Genomic DNA, 14,783 nt, shown 5'->3' with positions numbered 1-14,783 from the left:
AGAATGCGCAGGTTGGCGATTGCGCCCATTCGTAAATTCAGGCATAAAGCGGAATCATGCTGTTTTCGCTGGAGGATCCCGCTGTGCACTATCAACCGAAAAGCGACCTGCTCAATCACCGTATTATCCTGGTCACGGGTGCTTCCGATGGTATTGGCCGGGAGGCGGCGCTGACTTACGCCCGTTATGGCGCTGAAGTGATCCTGATGGGCCGTAACGCTGATAAGCTTCAGCAGGTCGCACAGGCTATCAATCAACTTAATCAATGCCCTGCTCACACTGTGGTGTTCGATCTGGCCGATGCGACGCCGGAACGTTGCCATCAGATTGGAGAGCAACTGGCTCAGCAGTTTCCGCGTCTTGACGGCGTGCTGCACAACGCCGGTATCCTGGGTGAGATTGTGCCGCTGGCGGAACTGGACCCACAGATCTGGCAGGAGGTGATGAATATCAATCTGGATGCGACCTTCTTCCTGACCCAGGCACTGTTACCGCTGCTGTTAAAATCGGATGCCGGTTCACTGGTCTTTACCACCTCCAGCGTTGGCCGTACGGGTCGCGCGGGCTGGGGCGCTTATGCCGTCTCTAAATTTGCTACCGAAGGGATGATGCAGGTACTGGCTGATGAATATAAGACGCACTCGCTGCGGGTAAACTGTATCAATCCGGGCGGCACGCGCACCAAAATGCGCGCCAGTGCTTTCCCGCAGGAAGATGCTAATAAGCTGAAAACCCCTGCCGATCTGATGCCGCTCTACCTTTATCTGATGGGTGATGACAGCCGACGCAAAACCGGTATCAGCTTTGATGCACAGCCGGGCAGAAAACCGGGAGCCGCGGAATAATGGCTGACGATCGTCATCAACAACGTCAGCAACGTTTAAAAGAGCAGGTCGATGCGCGCATTGCAGCGGCCACTGAGGTTCGTGGCATTCTGATGGTGTTCACCGGCAATGGCAAAGGCAAAACCACGGCAGCCTTTGGCACAGCACTTCGCGCCACCGGACATGGCAAGCGAGCAGCAGCGATCCAGTTTATTAAAGGTGACTGGCCGAATGGCGAGCGAAACCTGCTGGAACAGCACGGTGTGGAGTTTCAGGTGATGGCAACCGGGTTTACGTGGGACACGCAGAACCGCGAAACGGATACCGCCGCCTGTCTGGCTGTGTGGCAGCATGCAAAGCGGATGCTGGCCGATGAGCAGATCGATCTGGTGGTGCTCGATGAAATCACCTATATGGTCAGCATGGATTATCTGCCGCTGGACGATCTGATCACCACCCTGCAACAGCGCCCGGCACATCAGAGCGTGATTATTACCGGACGAGGCTGTCATCGCAGCCTGACGGAGATGGCAGATACGGTAACGGAGATGCGGCCAGTGAAACACGCATTTGATGCCGGTATACAGGCTCAGCAGGGAATTGACTGGTAACAGAAAAAGAAAACGCAGCCACGGGGCTGCGTTTTTAGCATTCAGGCAACGCTATTAACCGGAGTTACGTTTGCTGCCCGGATTGCGGCGTGGCGCACGAGGTGTGCTGCTCACTTTAGTGTGCCGTTTCACGGCACGACGAATCTGGTTCGCCTTGGTACGACGACGATCTTTTTCGACCACCAGCTTAGTGACGGTTTCATCATCCAGCTCAACCAGGTTACGCAGGTAGTTTACCGCTGGCAGATCCAGTTCAGTCCAGCCACCACGTGGCAGGCCTTTTGGTAAGGTGATATCGCCGTAGCGGACACGCATCAGACGACTGACCTGCACGCCGACCGCTTCCCACAAACGACGTACTTCACGATTACGTCCTTCGGTGAGGGTGACGTTATACCACTGGTTGATCCCTTCCCCGCCGCCAAACTTAAGCGTTTTAAACGCAGCCGGGCCATCTTCCAGCTGAACACCTTTACTCAGCTGACGAATTTTATCATCGTCGACCTGGCCAAAGACGCGCACTGCATATTCACGTTCCACTTCACGGCTCGGATGCATCAGGCGGTTCGCCAGTTCACCGTCGGTGGTGAAGAGCATCAGACCACAGGTGTTCACATCCAGACGGCCAACGGCAATCCAGCGTGAACCACGCAGACGAGGCAGGCGGTCAAACACCGTTGGGCGGCCTTCAGGATCGCTGCGGGTACAGAGTTCGCCTTCCGGTTTGTAGTAAGCCAGCACACGGCATACTTCGGTTGCGGATTCAGCAATCGATACCAGATGGCCATCAATACGGATTTTCAGGGATTTGCTGCTTTCGACGCGGTCGCCCAGTGTGGCGATCTTGCCGTCAACGCTGACACGGCCAGCAGCTATCATTGATTCGATTTCACGACGCGAGCCATGACCGGCACGCGCTAAGACTTTCTGTAACTTTTCGCTCATTGAGCTTCCTCTTTGTCGCCTTCCCAGGCGTCATGATTGGGTGATAATCCTTTCTAAATCAACAGGTTAACTTAGTAAGTTTGCCACATTATACAGGCATTTAACGCTGATGTAACGTGCTTTATGAGCAGAGCAATGGCTTAATAATAGTTTGGTTTCTGATTGTTTTATATCTGATAATCTTTAATTTACATTTAAATAACATCACCCTTTATCATAAGAAAAAATGTTTAATAAAACGCAGACATCAAAAACTTTATAGCTGAGCGTAATTATATTTCTTAAGCATTCATTTCCAGGCAAAACAATGTTCTGATGATAAAAACCTTAACACTACCTTAAGCTTCTTTTGCTGGGCTCGTGCTTTTGATGCTCTGCAAAAAGCGCCAGTGCTAGTGTAAAAAACTGCCTGTTTGATTTTATCCATGACAAGCGATTGGTCGATATAAAAAAGGCAGTTGATTCCTAAGGGAGATTTATTTAAAACCTTATTTTCCGTGATATTTGTTTTTTATTAACTTTAATAAATTGTACGATACTATTAAGATGGTACACTTAATCTCAGCAGTACAATAAAAAAACATAAAAACGCGATAAAGCGTTTTTGCAACATCAGCGTGTGGTTATGCCATACGTTAATAAAAATAGCGTTTTTTAATTAATCCAATAAACCGGCGCATCCGGAGTTGTTGCGTTAATACGGTTCAGTGATGAACCTTGCTTGCATGTCACAAATCTTCACCAGGGATTTTCCGACATGCCTGAATAAAGAAAACCATTATGAGAAACCTGTTTCTGTGCCCGGTGCTTGCTGCACTGGTCCTGAGCGGTTGCTCTGTGGGCCATACTGAGTACAGTCGCACGGCGATGCAGCACGTAGATATGAGCGTGACGGGCATTCCGACGATCCTCGGTCTCGGCACACTGGGCACCAGCATACCTCTGACGCCTGAATATAGCCTCACCGCTGCGCACGTTGCTAAAACTGCCGTACAGCGCGTGAAGTCATATCACCCTTATTGCGACCTTGCGATTATTTATCACAAGAATGATGCTAACACGCTGGCTAAATTCCGCAGCGGTGACATCGGCGATCCCGTTAAAATGTATGGCTACAGCTTTATTTCCGCGATGCCCGTTGAATCGACAGGGGTTAATTTAGCCCGCACGGCTATCAGGAATAACTGGAATAAAAGCCCGTGTATCGCCATGGCGTCTAACGCAGGCGTGGTTCAGGGAATGTCGGGCGGCGGCGTTTACAACCGTGATGATACGCTAAGCGGCGTTATTGTTGGCTATTCTGATTCGATTAAGAATGGTCGTAATAACAAAGTGATCCTGAAAGATGTGTCACTTTATATTCCTTACGGCCAGTTTAAGAGCTGGCTAGAGTCGAATCTGGCTCAGACACCGACCCGCGGTGTCTGAAGCCCGACTTAATTACAGGAACGGGCGGGTATCGCCCACCCCTTCACGCACAATTTCCGGTGCATCGGTGGTCAGATCGACCACCGTGGTCGGCTGCTGTCCCAGCGTGCCGCCGTCAATGATCAGATCGACCAGCTTACCAATGCTGTGCTGAATCTCTTCCGGATCGGACTCGGTGAAATCGTTGCCCGGCAGGATTAATGAGGTCGACATCATCGGCTGATTCAGGGCTTCCAGCAGCGCCAGTGCGACTGGATTGGAAGGCACGCGCAGACCAATGGTCTTACGCTTCTCATTCATCAGGCGACGCGGCACTTCTTTGGTCGCCTTAAGAATAAAGGTGTAGTTACCCGGCGTGTTGTTTTTCAGCAGACGAAAGGCGGAGTTGCCCACCTGCGAATAAACCGACAGTTCTGAGAGGTCACGGCACATCAGGGTGAAGTTGTGGTGCCCATCGAGCTGACGGATACGGCAAATGCGCTCCATCGCGCCCTTCTCTTCCAGCCGACAGCCCAGCGCATAGCCGGAATCGGTCGGATAGACGATGACGCTGCCTTTGTTCAGGTAGTCGACCGCCTGATTAATCAGGCGCGGCTGTGGGTTATCCGGATGAATGTGAAACAATTGACTCATAAAAACCTCGTGTCACCTTTACGTGATTGCCAGGCTGGGAGCGAGATCCGGGAAGCGTTCCCAGACCGGCTCAACCGCCGCGGGCAGCCAGAGTTTGCGGCCCAACTCAATCCACGGGCAGGGTTGATGAAAATCAGAACCTTGTGATGCGGCCAGTTCATTATCTCTGGCGTATTGCGCCAGTGTCGTGCGCTCATTAGGTGGCTGCTGGCACTGTGCGACTTCCATCGCATCGCCCCCCGCTTCGCGGAAATGGGCGACCAGTCGTTTAAGCCACTTTGCCGATAAACCGTAACGGCCAGGATGCGCCAGCACGGCACAACCACCAGAATAATGAATCGCATCAATAGCTTGTTTAATTGTACACCATTGTGGCGGCACGTAGCCGGTTTTGCCACGCGCCAGATAATTTTTGAATACCTGCACCATGTTCTCAGCTTTGCCCTGCTCAATCAGAAAGCGGGCAAAGTGACCACGGGTAATGATGCCGCCATCTGCCAGTCGCATCGCTCCCGCCAGCGCATCCGGAATACGCGCCCTGGCCAGTCGTTCACCGATCTCTTCGGCCCGTATCCGACGGCACGCATGTTGTCCGGCCAGAAAGGTCACCATCGCCGGATGGTGGATATCAATGTTCAGGCCCACGATGTGAATCTCATGGTTCTCCCAGAGTGTGGAGATCTCTGCACCTGCCAGCACCTTTATCGGTAAATCCTGGTCGAGTGCCGTTTGCTGCGCTTCTTCTACACCTGCAACGCTGTCGTGATCGGTGATCGCCAGTACGCCGACGCGCATCTCTACAGCTCGCTGCACCAGCGCAGCTGGCGTCAGAAAGCCATCGGAGGCACGCGTGTGACTGTGTAAATCGTAAACCGGGAAACGGGCGATATCGCTCAAAAGAACTCCTGCTAATACTAAACCGGCCAGCATGATAACGATTTTAATGCTCAGTGAAAAAGGCTATTGACTTTTCCGCGCCGAACCCGTTAACTAGTACACAAGTTCACACGTAACGGGTATTGAATCATGGCTGTTGTAATCACGCATTTAAACGGTTGGCGCGATGTTCCCGAATACGGGCGACTGGGTCGTGCACACTTTGCGTAAACGCTGTGCTAATACCTGAGCCCGCCACCGAGCGGGCTTTTTTTTGAGCGAAATTCAGAGAAATCATCATGCCAAATGCGAAACCTACAGTGAAGTTGATTACCGGCAACGCGCCCTACCGCGAAGATCCGGCCGCAGTGTTTCATCAGCTGTGCGGCGCACGTCCGGCAACCCTGCTGCTCGAATCTGCTGACATCGACAGCAAGCGCAATTTGAAAAGCCTGCTGATTGTCGACAGCGCGCTGCGTATCAGCGCCATGGGTAATACGGTTACCGTTCAGGCGCTGTCAGAAAATGGCCGCGCCGTGCTGCCACTGCTGGATGAGGCGCTGCCCGCCTCCGTCAGCAATCAGGTCCGTCCCGATGGACGCGAGCTGACTTTCCCGCAGAGCACCGATCATCAGCAGGATGAAGATTCCCGCCTTAAGGCCCTGTCGGTGTTTGATGCACTGCGTCTTATTCCACAGCTGGTTAACTCCTCTGCCGACGAACGTGAAGCCGTTCTGCTGGGAGGCTTGTTTGCTTACGACCTGGTCGCAGGGTTTGAAACCCTGCCGGAGCTGGATAATCAGCAACGCTGCCCCGACTACTGTTTTTACCTGGCAGAGACCTTACTGGTGATCGATCACCAGACCCGCAGCGCGCGTCTGCAGGCCAGCCTGTTCTGCCCGTCCACCAGCGAATTCCAGCGCCTGCAACGTCGCATTGAGCAGCTCCATGGTCAGATGCTGCAGCCTGCTCCGGCCCTGCCGGTTCAGACGGTAGAGCAGATGTCGCTGACGACCAGCCAGAGTGATGAAGAGTACTGCGACGTGGTTCGCACCATGCAGCAGGCGATTCGCATCGGCGAGATTTTCCAGGTCGTGCCGTCGCGCCGCTTCTCGCTGCCGTGCCCGTCACCGCTGGCCGCCTACGACACGCTGAAAAACAGCAACCCAAGCCCGTACATGTTTTTCATGCAGGATCAGGATTTCTCCCTGTTTGGCGCGTCGCCTGAAAGCTCGCTGAAGTATGACGCCACCTCGCGTCAGATTGAGATCTACCCGATTGCCGGTACCCGTCCACGTGGCCGCCATGAAGATGGTTCACTGGACCGCGATCTCGACAGCCGCATTGAACTGGAGATGCGCACCGACCATAAAGAGCTGGCTGAACATCTGATGCTGGTGGATCTGGCGCGTAACGATCTGGCGCGTATCTGCGTGCCCGGCAGCCGTTATGTCGCTGATCTGACCAAAGTCGACCGCTATTCCTTTGTGATGCATCTGGTTTCCCGCGTCGTGGGCACGCTGCGCGCCGACCTCGACGTCCTGCACGCCTATCGCGCCTGTATGAACATGGGCACGCTAAGTGGTGCACCGAAGGTTCGTGCCATGCAGCTGATTGCCGGTGCTGAACGCACGCGTCGCGGCAGCTATGGCGGCGCGGTGGGTTACTTCACTGCCCAGGGCGATCTCGATACCTGTATCGTTATTCGTTCGGCCTATGTCGAAGACGGCGTTGCCACCGTGCAGGCGGGCGCCGGTGTGGTGCTGGACTCTAATCCGCAGGCTGAAGCGGATGAAAGCCGCAATAAAGCCCGCGCCGTACTGCGCGCTATTGCAACTGCCCATCACTGCAAGGAGATCTTCTGATGGCCGATATTCTGCTGCTCGATAACATCGACTCATTTACCTATAACCTGGTTGATCAGCTGCGGACCTTTGGTCACAACGTGGTGATTTATCGCAACAATCTTCCCGCTGAACTGTTAATTGAACAGCTGCAGCGGATGGAAAATCCGGTGCTGATGCTCTCCCCCGGCCCCGGTGCACCAAAAGATGCTGGCTGTATGCCGGCGCTGCTGCGGGTGCTGCGCGGTCGTCTGCCAATTATCGGTATCTGTCTGGGACATCAGGCAATTGTCGAAGCCTATGGCGGCCATGTGGGTCAGGCAGGCGAGATCCTGCACGGCAAAGCCTCTTCCATCGTGCATGACGGCGAAGCCATGTTTAACGGCCTGAGTAATCCACTGCCGGTGGCGCGCTATCACTCGCTGGTGGGCAGCAACACGCCGGATGAGCTGACGGTCAACGCCAGTTACAACGGGATGGTCATGGCCGTTCGCCATGAAGCCGATCGCGTCTGCGGTTTCCAGTTCCATCCAGAATCGATTTTGACTTCTCAGGGCGCGCGTCTGCTTGAACAGACGCTGGCCTGGGCGCTGGCGAAGTAACAGGGAGAATAACGATGCAACAGACACTGGAAAAACTTTACCAGGCGCAGACGCTGAATCAGGCTGAAAGTCATGCGCTGTTCAGCGCCATTATTACCGGACAGCTGGAGCCCACGCAGCTTGCTGCCGCGCTGGTTGCCATGAAAGTACGCGGTGAAACGCCGGAAGAGATCGCCGGAGCCGCCACGGCGTTGCTGGAAGATGCCAAACCTTTTCCCCGCCCGGATTACGCGTTTGCCGATATCGTGGGCACCGGTGGAGATGGCAGTAACAGCATTAATATCTCGACGGCCAGCGCCTTTGTGGCCGCGACCTGCGGTCTGAAAGTCGCGAAGCACGGCAACCGCAGCGTCTCCAGTAAATCGGGTTCGTCGGATCTGCTGGCCGCTTTTGGTATTAATCTTGATATGCCCGCTGACCGTGCGCGCCAGGCGCTGGACGATCTGAACGTCTGCTTCCTGTTTGCGCCCCAGTACCACACCGGCTTTCGCCACGCGATGCCGGTCCGTCAGCAGCTGAAGACCCGTACGCTATTTAATGTGTTAGGTCCGCTGATCAACCCGGCGCGCCCTCCACTGGCAGTAATCGGTGTTTATAGCCCGGACCTGGTGATGCCGATTGCCCAGACGCTGAAAGTGCTGGGTTATCAGCGCGCCGCAGTGGTTCACGGTGGCGGCATGGATGAAGTGGCGCTGCACGATGTGACACACGTGGCTGAACTCCGTGAAGGGGAAATCACCCGCTATCAGCTTTCGCCAGAAGACTTTGGTTTTGGCTTCCATCCCAAAGAAGCGCTGGCGGGCGGCACGCCGGAAGAAAATCGTGACATTCTGACGGCTTTACTCCAGGGTAATGGCCAGCAGGCCCATGAGGAGGCGGTCGCCGTCAACGTGGCGATGTTGCTTAAAGTATTTGGTCAGGAAGATCTGCGTGAAAACGCACAGCAGGCGCTTAACGCCATCCGCAGCGGACAGGCTTATGAGCGTGTAGTCGCACTGGCAGCAAGAGGATAATCATGAAAGGCACCGTGTTAGAAAAAATTGTTCAGGACAAAGCGATTTGGGTTGAAGCCCGCCAGCAGCAGCAGCCTCTTTCCACCTTTCAGAACAGCATTGAACCTGCCAGCCGTCATTTCTACGACGCGCTGCAGGGCGCAAGAACCGCGTTTATCCTGGAGTGTAAAAAAGCGTCACCCTCAAAAGGCGTGATTCGCGAGGATTTCGATCCGGCCGCCATTGCCGGGGTTTACCGCCATTACGCTTCCGCGGTGTCCGTGCTGACTGATGAGAAATATTTTCAGGGCGACTTCGCCTTTCTGCCGATTGTCAGCGCTGCAATCACCCAGCCTGTGCTGTGCAAAGATTTTATCATCGACCCTTATCAGATCTATCTTGCCCGCTACTACCAGGCGGATGCGATCCTGCTGATGCTGTCGGTACTTGACGATGAGCAGTATCGTCAACTGGCCGCCGTGGCGCACAGCCTGAAGATGGGCATTCTGACGGAAGTGAGTAATGAAGAGGAGCTTGAGCGGGCTATCGCGCTGCAGGCTAAAGTCGTGGGAATTAACAACCGCGACCTGCGTGACCTCTCTATTGATCTCAACCGTACCCGCCAACTGGCGCCACGCCTGTCGCACGGCGTGACGGTCATCAGCGAATCGGGTATTAACAGCTACGCTGATATTCGCGAGCTGAGCCACTTTGCGAATGGCTTCCTGATTGGCTCAGCCCTGATGGAAGAAGCTGACCTGACGGGCGCGGTGCGTCGCGTCACGCTGGGCAGCAATAAAGTGTGCGGCTTAACCCGTGACGAAGATGCACGTGCTGCGTATGAAGCTGGCGCGATCTACGGTGGTCTGATTTTCGCTGAAGGTTCACCGCGCCAGATCGACACCGCCACTGCACATACCGTGATTGCTGCCGCGCCGCTGCGCTATGTCGGCGTATTCCGCAACAACTCAGTTAGTGACATTGTCACGCATGCCACCGAACTTTCACTGTCCGCAGTGCAGTTACATGGCAATGAGACACCGGAATTTGTGGCCGAACTGCGTGCGGTGCTGCCCGCAGAGATTCAAATCTGGAAGGCGCTGCGCATTGAAGGCACGTTACCGGCGCGCGACTGGCCCCATGTTGACCGCTATGTCTTTGATAATGGCGATGGCGGCACCGGACAGCGTTTCGACTGGTCGCTGTTGCAGGGTCAGACGCTGAACGATGTGCTGCTGGCCGGTGGCCTGAGCGCAGATAACTGTGTTGAAGCCGCGCAGCTGGGCTGTGCCGGACTGGACTTCAACTCTGGCGTGGAAAGTGCGCCTGGCATCAAAGATGCCCGTAAAATTGCCGCTGTGTTTCAGACACTGCGTGCCTACTGATTTGCCTGGCCTGCTCCACAGCGGGCCCGAGAAAGGAAGATAAAAATGACGTTACTGAATCCCTATTTTGGCGAGTTTGGCGGAATGTATGTTCCGCAGATCCTGATGCCCGCTCTGCAGCAGCTGGAACAGGCGTTTGTCGACGCCCAGCAAGATCCTGAGTTTCAGGCCGAATTTACCGACCTGCTGAAGAACTATGCGGGTCGTCCTACTGCCCTGACGCTGTGCAAAAACCTGACAAAAGGCACGAAAACCCGCCTCTACCTGAAGCGTGAAGATCTGCTGCATGGTGGCGCGCACAAAACCAACCAGGTGCTGGGTCAGGCGCTGTTAGCCAAACGCATGGGCAAAAACGAAATCATTGCCGAAACCGGGGCCGGTCAGCATGGTGTGGCTTCCGCGCTAGCCTGTGCGCTGCTGGGCATGAAATGCCGCATCTATATGGGTGCGAAAGATGTCGAGCGTCAGTCACCTAACGTGTTCCGTATGCGTCTGATGGGCGCAGAAGTAATCCCGGTTCACAGCGGCTCCGCCACGCTCAAAGATGCCTGTAACGAAGCGCTGCGCGACTGGTCTGGCAGCTACGAGACCTCTCACTACATGCTCGGCACCGCGGCGGGTCCGCATCCCTTCCCGACCATTGTGCGTGAGTTCCAGCGCATGATCGGCGAAGAGACTAAAAAGCAGATTCTGGAAAGAGAGGGCCGTCTGCCAGACGCCATCCTCGCCTGTGTGGGTGGCGGCTCCAACGCTATCGGGATGTTTGCCGACTTTATCGACGAACCCGGCGTGAAGCTGATTGGCGTTGAGCCTGCCGGCCACGGCATTGAGACCGGCGAGCATGGCGCACCGCTTAAGCACGGCCGCGTCGGTATCTACTTCGGAATGAAATCACCGATGATGCAAACGCATGATGGCCAGATTGAAGAGTCTTACTCGATTTCTGCCGGTCTCGACTTCCCTTCAGTTGGTCCGCAGCATGCGCACCTGAACAGCATCGGTCGTGCAGAATATGTCTCCATTACCGATAACGAAGCAATGGACGCGTTTAAACAGCTGTGTCGTGCGGAAGGTATCATTCCGGCGCTGGAATCCTCTCACGCCCTGGCGCACGCTATGAAGATGATTCACGCCGAACCGGAAAAAGAGCAGTTGATTGTCGTTAACCTCTCTGGCCGTGGCGACAAAGATATTTTCACCGTTCATGATATTTTGACAGCGCAGGGAGAAATCTGATGGAACGTTACAATCAACTTTTTACCCGTCTGTCAGCGAACAACGAAGGGGCTTTCGTTCCTTTTGTGACGCTGGGCGACCCTTCTCCTGAGCTTTCACTGCGCGTGATTGACGCCCTCGTTGAAGGTGGCGCGGATGCGCTGGAGCTGGGCATTCCCTTCTCCGATCCGCTGGCGGATGGGCCGACCATTCAGAACGCAACATTGCGCGCCTTTGCGGCGGGCACCAACACCAGCCAGTGTTTTGAAATGCTGGCGACTATCCGCCGGAAATACCCGGATTTGCCGATTGGATTACTTATGTACGCCAATCTGGTCTTCACTAACGGCGTGGATGCGTTTTATGCCCGTTGTGCCGAAGCGGGTGTCGATTCGGTTCTGGTGGCGGATGTCCCGGTTGAAGAGTCAGCGCCTTTCCGCCAGGCGGCTCTGCGTCACGGCGTTGCCCCTATCTTTATTTGTCCGCCTAACGCCAGCGATGACCTGCTGCGCGAGATTGCGTCGCACGGCCGGGGTTATACCTACCTGCTGTCACGCGCCGGTGTCACGGGGGCCGAAAATCGCGCCAGCCTGCCGCTGAAGCATCTGATCGACAAGCTGCGCGAATACCACGCGGCACCACCGCTGCAGGGCTTTGGGATTTCAGAGCCTGAACAGGTGAAAGAAGCGATTGCTTCCGGCGCCGCAGGTGCGATCTCCGGTTCTGCGATTGTCAAAATCATTGAAAAGCATCATGCAGAACCTGAAGTGATGCTGAGCGAACTGAAAAATTTCGTCAGCCGCCTCAAAGCCGCCAGCCGTTAATCCTGCCAGCATGCCTTATCCCACGATAAGGCATGATTTGTTTCCTTTTTTTTCATTTCGCTATTTGCCCTTTTTGCAAAATCTGCACCACAATGACAATGCGCCGTTACGGTAACGTCGCATCCATTTTGTGACAGGGAGAGAAGGCAATGAAATTCGTTAAACTGCTGACAGGTGCTGTACTGGCGGGCGTGGTTGCGCTGACACTGAGCGCCTGTGCGCCAACCGCAACCAAAGAGGGAACCGGTGGCTATATTGATGACACCGTGGTGACCACGAAAGTTAAAGGTGAGCTGCTGAAAGATGAGTCGCTGAAATCAACTGAAATCAACGTAGAAACCTTTAAAGGTAAAGTTCAGCTGAGCGGCTTTGTTTCATCACCACAGATGGCTAATCGTGCCGTACAGGTCACGCGCAGCGTGCCGGGCGTGAAGTCAGTCGTCAACAACATGCAGATCAAATAACGTCTTAACCGACACAAAAAGGCCGCTGATTCAGCGGCCTTTTTCTCATCAGAAACGGTAACCCGCTCCGAAGAAGAAGACCCAGGGATCGATACGCATATTGATGTTCTGCTGTTCGCCACCCGCTTTAAACTTCACTTCCGTGTCAATATCCATGTACCACAACGACGCGTTCAGCATCCAGTCACGGTTAATCTGATAATCCAGACCAACCTGACCTGCCATACCCCAGGAATCTTTTACGCTGAGATCGGTCAGTCCCGCATCGCGGCCCGTCTGATTGAAATCGGCATCGTAGAAGGTGGTGTAGTTGATACCTACGCCGATATAAGGACGCACTTTACTTTTGCTGTCAAAAAAGTAGTACTGCGCCATCAGCGTGGGTGGTAACTGGCGCACGGTAGCCAGCGTGCCGGTCGGACCAAGACCCACTTTATGGCGGAATGGCGTGGCCGCCAGTAGCTCGACGCCAATGTTATCCGTTGCCATATAGGTAAAGGTCAGACCCAGTTGCGTGTCGTTGGAAGCGCTGAAAGACCCCATCCCCAACACATTATCGGAACCTTCGGTAGGACGGACGGTGGCACTGCCGGCCCGCATAAAGAAGTCGCCCGCTTCGTGTGCCATTGCCAGCTGGGGAAGAGCCAGCGCCAGCAGCATCGCGCATTTTGCCAGTTTCATCATCACTCCTTTGCTTAATGTGAATGTAGCGACTGTCATCGCTTTTTAGCTGGCAATTATTTAACGTGATTCAGAGAAAATTGCACTCTGTAACATTCAGATAAAGTGTTTAAAAAACAATGGATTGATTTAGATCAATTTCAACTGCGGCGGCCACAGCCAAATTCCCCTTGCTGAATAATTTTGCCCGCTCTATGTTGCTTATCTTCATTGTTGATTTTGGTTCGATGCCCTGGGAGGGGCGGATGATCAAATGAGTGAGCTTTCCAACCCTTGTGTCAGCTGTGGCGCCTGCTGCGCCCATTTCCGTGTCTCATTTTACTGGGCTGAAGCCGATGATGCGGGCGGCCTGGTGCCGACCGAATTAACCGAACCGCTTAACCTGTTCATGCGTAATATGCGTGGCACTAACCGTGCAGCACCCCGCTGCGTTGCTTTACAGGGCGAAATTGGCGGCTGTGTCTCTTGCGGCATCTATGAACAGCGTCCTGCGCCCTGTCGGGAATTCACTTTGTCCGGTGAAGGAGGTATTCATAATGAAGCCTGCGATCGTGCCCGCGCCCGTTATGGTCTTCCTGCCCTTTTTTCGCCATCTTTACCTGTTATGACAGAAAGTTATGCCCTGCCGGGTGCCCCGGAGCTGCCAGAACATGTACAATCGCCGGGTTAATTAACCCGGTTCCTTCAAGGAGTGTACATGTCTATCACGGCAAGCTCGTTATACCGTGACACAGGAAATTTTGCGCGGCATCAACTCTCTACAGTGTTGTTGATGTCGCTGCTGGCCGCTTTTGTCACTGTCATGCTGGTGCATGTGCTGACACCAGGTGCCGATCAGATGGCCATCCTGCAACAGGGCGATGACAGTGCCAGTTCGTTGTTTGAGATGGTGCAGAATATGTCACCGGAACAGCAGCAGGTGCTGCTGCGTGCCTCGGCGGCCAGCACCTTTGCGGCGCTGATGGGGAATACGCTGCTGCTTGGCGGCATGCTCTATCTGATCCCGATGGTCTCCTCAGGCCAGCGTGTCAGTGCGCTGCGGGCGATTGGTGCGTCAGCGCCGCTGTTGCCAAAGCTGCTGCTCCTGACCTTCCTGATGACGCTGGTGGCGCAACTGGGCTTTATGGTGCTGGTGGTGCCAGGCATTCTGCTGACGATTCTGCTGTCGCTGGCGCCCGTGATGGTCGCCAGTGAGAAGATGGGTGTCTTTGCCGCGATGCGCGCCAGTATGCGGATGGCCTGGAAGAATGTGAAGCTGATTGCCCCCGCAATACTGCTCTGGCTGCTGGCCAAAGTAATAGTGATGCTGTTTTTCTCTTCGCTGACGGTACTCCCGCTGAATGTTTCCTCGGTAATTTTCACTGCGGCAGGCAATGTGGTTTCAGCAATGTTGATTATCTACCTCTATCGGCTCTATATGCTGTTACGTTGATTGACGGTGTGCCTTCGGGCGCATTTG

General features: G+C 54.5%; 14 protein-coding genes, 1 pseudogene and 1 other annotated feature. Of the genes and pseudogenes, 11 read left to right on the top strand and 4 right to left on the bottom strand.

All coding sequences use genetic code 11. The features are described from left to right. The first annotated feature begins 83 nt into the window (after window positions 1-83). Window positions 84-845 carry a YciK family oxidoreductase gene (locus LQK91_RS04450; RefSeq protein WP_003853876.1) on the top strand — a complete coding sequence of 254 codons (762 nt, stop codon included), beginning with the start codon at window positions 84-86 and terminating at the stop codon, window positions 843-845. Then, window positions 845-1,435 carry a cob(I)yrinic acid a,c-diamide adenosyltransferase gene (cobO, locus tag LQK91_RS04445; protein ID WP_003853878.1) on the top strand — a complete coding sequence of 197 codons (591 nt, stop codon included), beginning with the start codon at window positions 845-847 and terminating at the stop codon, window positions 1,433-1,435. The genes LQK91_RS04450 and cobO overlap by 1 nt, the downstream gene beginning before the upstream one ends. Before the next feature lie 54 nt (window positions 1,436-1,489). Here cobO and rluB read toward each other — a convergent pair whose 3' ends face one another. Beyond that, a complete protein-coding gene (gene rluB / locus LQK91_RS04440) occupies window positions 1,490-2,380 on the bottom strand; it encodes a 23S rRNA pseudouridine(2605) synthase RluB (RefSeq protein WP_003853880.1) in 891 nt (296 codons plus the stop codon). Between the two features lie 780 nt (window positions 2,381-3,160). On the opposite strand from rluB, the gene LQK91_RS04435 reads away from it, so the two are divergent. Then, the gene (locus tag LQK91_RS04435) at window positions 3,161-3,808 is read left to right on the top strand and encodes a hypothetical protein (protein WP_008925283.1); all 648 of its coding nucleotides are present in this window, start codon (window positions 3,161-3,163) and stop codon (window positions 3,806-3,808) included. Window positions 3,809-3,820: 12 nt separating this feature from the next. Here LQK91_RS04435 and LQK91_RS04430 read toward each other — a convergent pair whose 3' ends face one another. Together LQK91_RS04430 and rnm are read right to left on the bottom strand one after the other, a co-directional pair. Further along, complete coding sequence (locus LQK91_RS04430; RefSeq protein WP_003853883.1) at window positions 3,821-4,441, bottom strand: L-threonylcarbamoyladenylate synthase; 621 nt, start codon at window positions 4,439-4,441, stop codon at window positions 3,821-3,823. A gap of 18 nt (window positions 4,442-4,459) precedes the next feature. Beyond that, window positions 4,460-5,338, bottom strand: a complete 879-nt coding sequence (gene rnm / locus LQK91_RS04425) for an RNase RNM (protein WP_105099133.1) — start codon at window positions 5,336-5,338, stop codon at window positions 4,460-4,462. 153 nt (window positions 5,339-5,491) lie between these two features. Continuing rightward, window positions 5,492-5,593, top strand: a sequence feature (Trp leader region). 23 nt (window positions 5,594-5,616) lie between these two features. On the opposite strand from rnm, the gene LQK91_RS04420 reads away from it, so the two are divergent. The 6 genes and pseudogenes from LQK91_RS04420 to LQK91_RS04395 all read left to right on the top strand — a co-directional run bounded on the left by LQK91_RS04420 (window position 5,617) and on the right by LQK91_RS04395 (window position 12,643). Then, window positions 5,617-7,182: an anthranilate synthase component 1 gene (locus LQK91_RS04420; RefSeq protein ID WP_105099132.1), complete on the top strand. Its 1,566-nt coding sequence runs from the start codon at window positions 5,617-5,619 to the stop codon at window positions 7,180-7,182. Then, a pseudogene (trpD, locus tag LQK91_RS04415) lies at window positions 7,182-8,776 on the top strand (bifunctional anthranilate synthase glutamate amidotransferase component TrpG/anthranilate phosphoribosyltransferase TrpD). The gene LQK91_RS04420 and the pseudogene trpD overlap by 1 nt, the downstream one beginning before the upstream one ends. A 2-nt stretch (window positions 8,777-8,778) precedes the next feature. After that, a complete protein-coding gene (trpCF, locus tag LQK91_RS04410) occupies window positions 8,779-10,140 on the top strand; it encodes a bifunctional indole-3-glycerol-phosphate synthase TrpC/phosphoribosylanthranilate isomerase TrpF (RefSeq protein WP_008925286.1) in 1,362 nt (453 codons plus the stop codon). Between the two features lie 45 nt (window positions 10,141-10,185). Further along, window positions 10,186-11,376, top strand: a complete 1,191-nt coding sequence (gene trpB, locus LQK91_RS04405) for a tryptophan synthase subunit beta (protein WP_105099131.1) — start codon at window positions 10,186-10,188, stop codon at window positions 11,374-11,376. Beyond that, a complete protein-coding gene (trpA, locus tag LQK91_RS04400; protein ID WP_078804458.1) occupies window positions 11,376-12,179 on the top strand; it encodes a tryptophan synthase subunit alpha in 804 nt (267 codons plus the stop codon). The genes trpB and trpA overlap by 1 nt, the downstream gene beginning before the upstream one ends. A 149-nt stretch (window positions 12,180-12,328) precedes the next feature. Next, window positions 12,329-12,643 carry a BON domain-containing protein gene (locus LQK91_RS04395; protein ID WP_003853895.1) on the top strand — a complete coding sequence of 105 codons (315 nt, stop codon included), beginning with the start codon at window positions 12,329-12,331 and terminating at the stop codon, window positions 12,641-12,643. Between the two features lie 48 nt (window positions 12,644-12,691). Here the strand turns inward: LQK91_RS04395 and ompW are convergent, their stop codons facing one another. Next, window positions 12,692-13,327, bottom strand: coding sequence for an outer membrane protein OmpW (ompW, locus tag LQK91_RS04390; RefSeq protein ID WP_181162201.1), 636 nt, complete (start codon window positions 13,325-13,327; stop codon window positions 12,692-12,694). A 250-nt stretch (window positions 13,328-13,577) separates the two neighbouring features. On the opposite strand from ompW, the gene LQK91_RS04385 reads away from it, so the two are divergent. Together LQK91_RS04385 and LQK91_RS04380 are read left to right on the top strand one after the other, a co-directional pair. Beyond that, on the top strand, window positions 13,578-13,994 hold the full coding sequence (locus LQK91_RS04385; protein WP_003853899.1) for a YkgJ family cysteine cluster protein: 417 nt from the start codon (window positions 13,578-13,580) through the stop codon (window positions 13,992-13,994). A gap of 27 nt (window positions 13,995-14,021) precedes the next feature. Continuing rightward, complete coding sequence (locus LQK91_RS04380) at window positions 14,022-14,756, top strand: YciC family protein (RefSeq protein WP_003853901.1); 735 nt, start codon at window positions 14,022-14,024, stop codon at window positions 14,754-14,756. Window positions 14,757-14,783: the final 27 nt, after the last annotated feature.

This window comes from Pantoea sp. MHSD4, assembly GCF_021043305.1.
GTDB lineage: Bacteria > Pseudomonadota > Gammaproteobacteria > Enterobacterales > Enterobacteriaceae > Pantoea > Pantoea eucalypti.
Note: the sequence above shows the minus strand (reverse complement) of the source record. Positions and strands in the feature narration are given on the sequence as shown.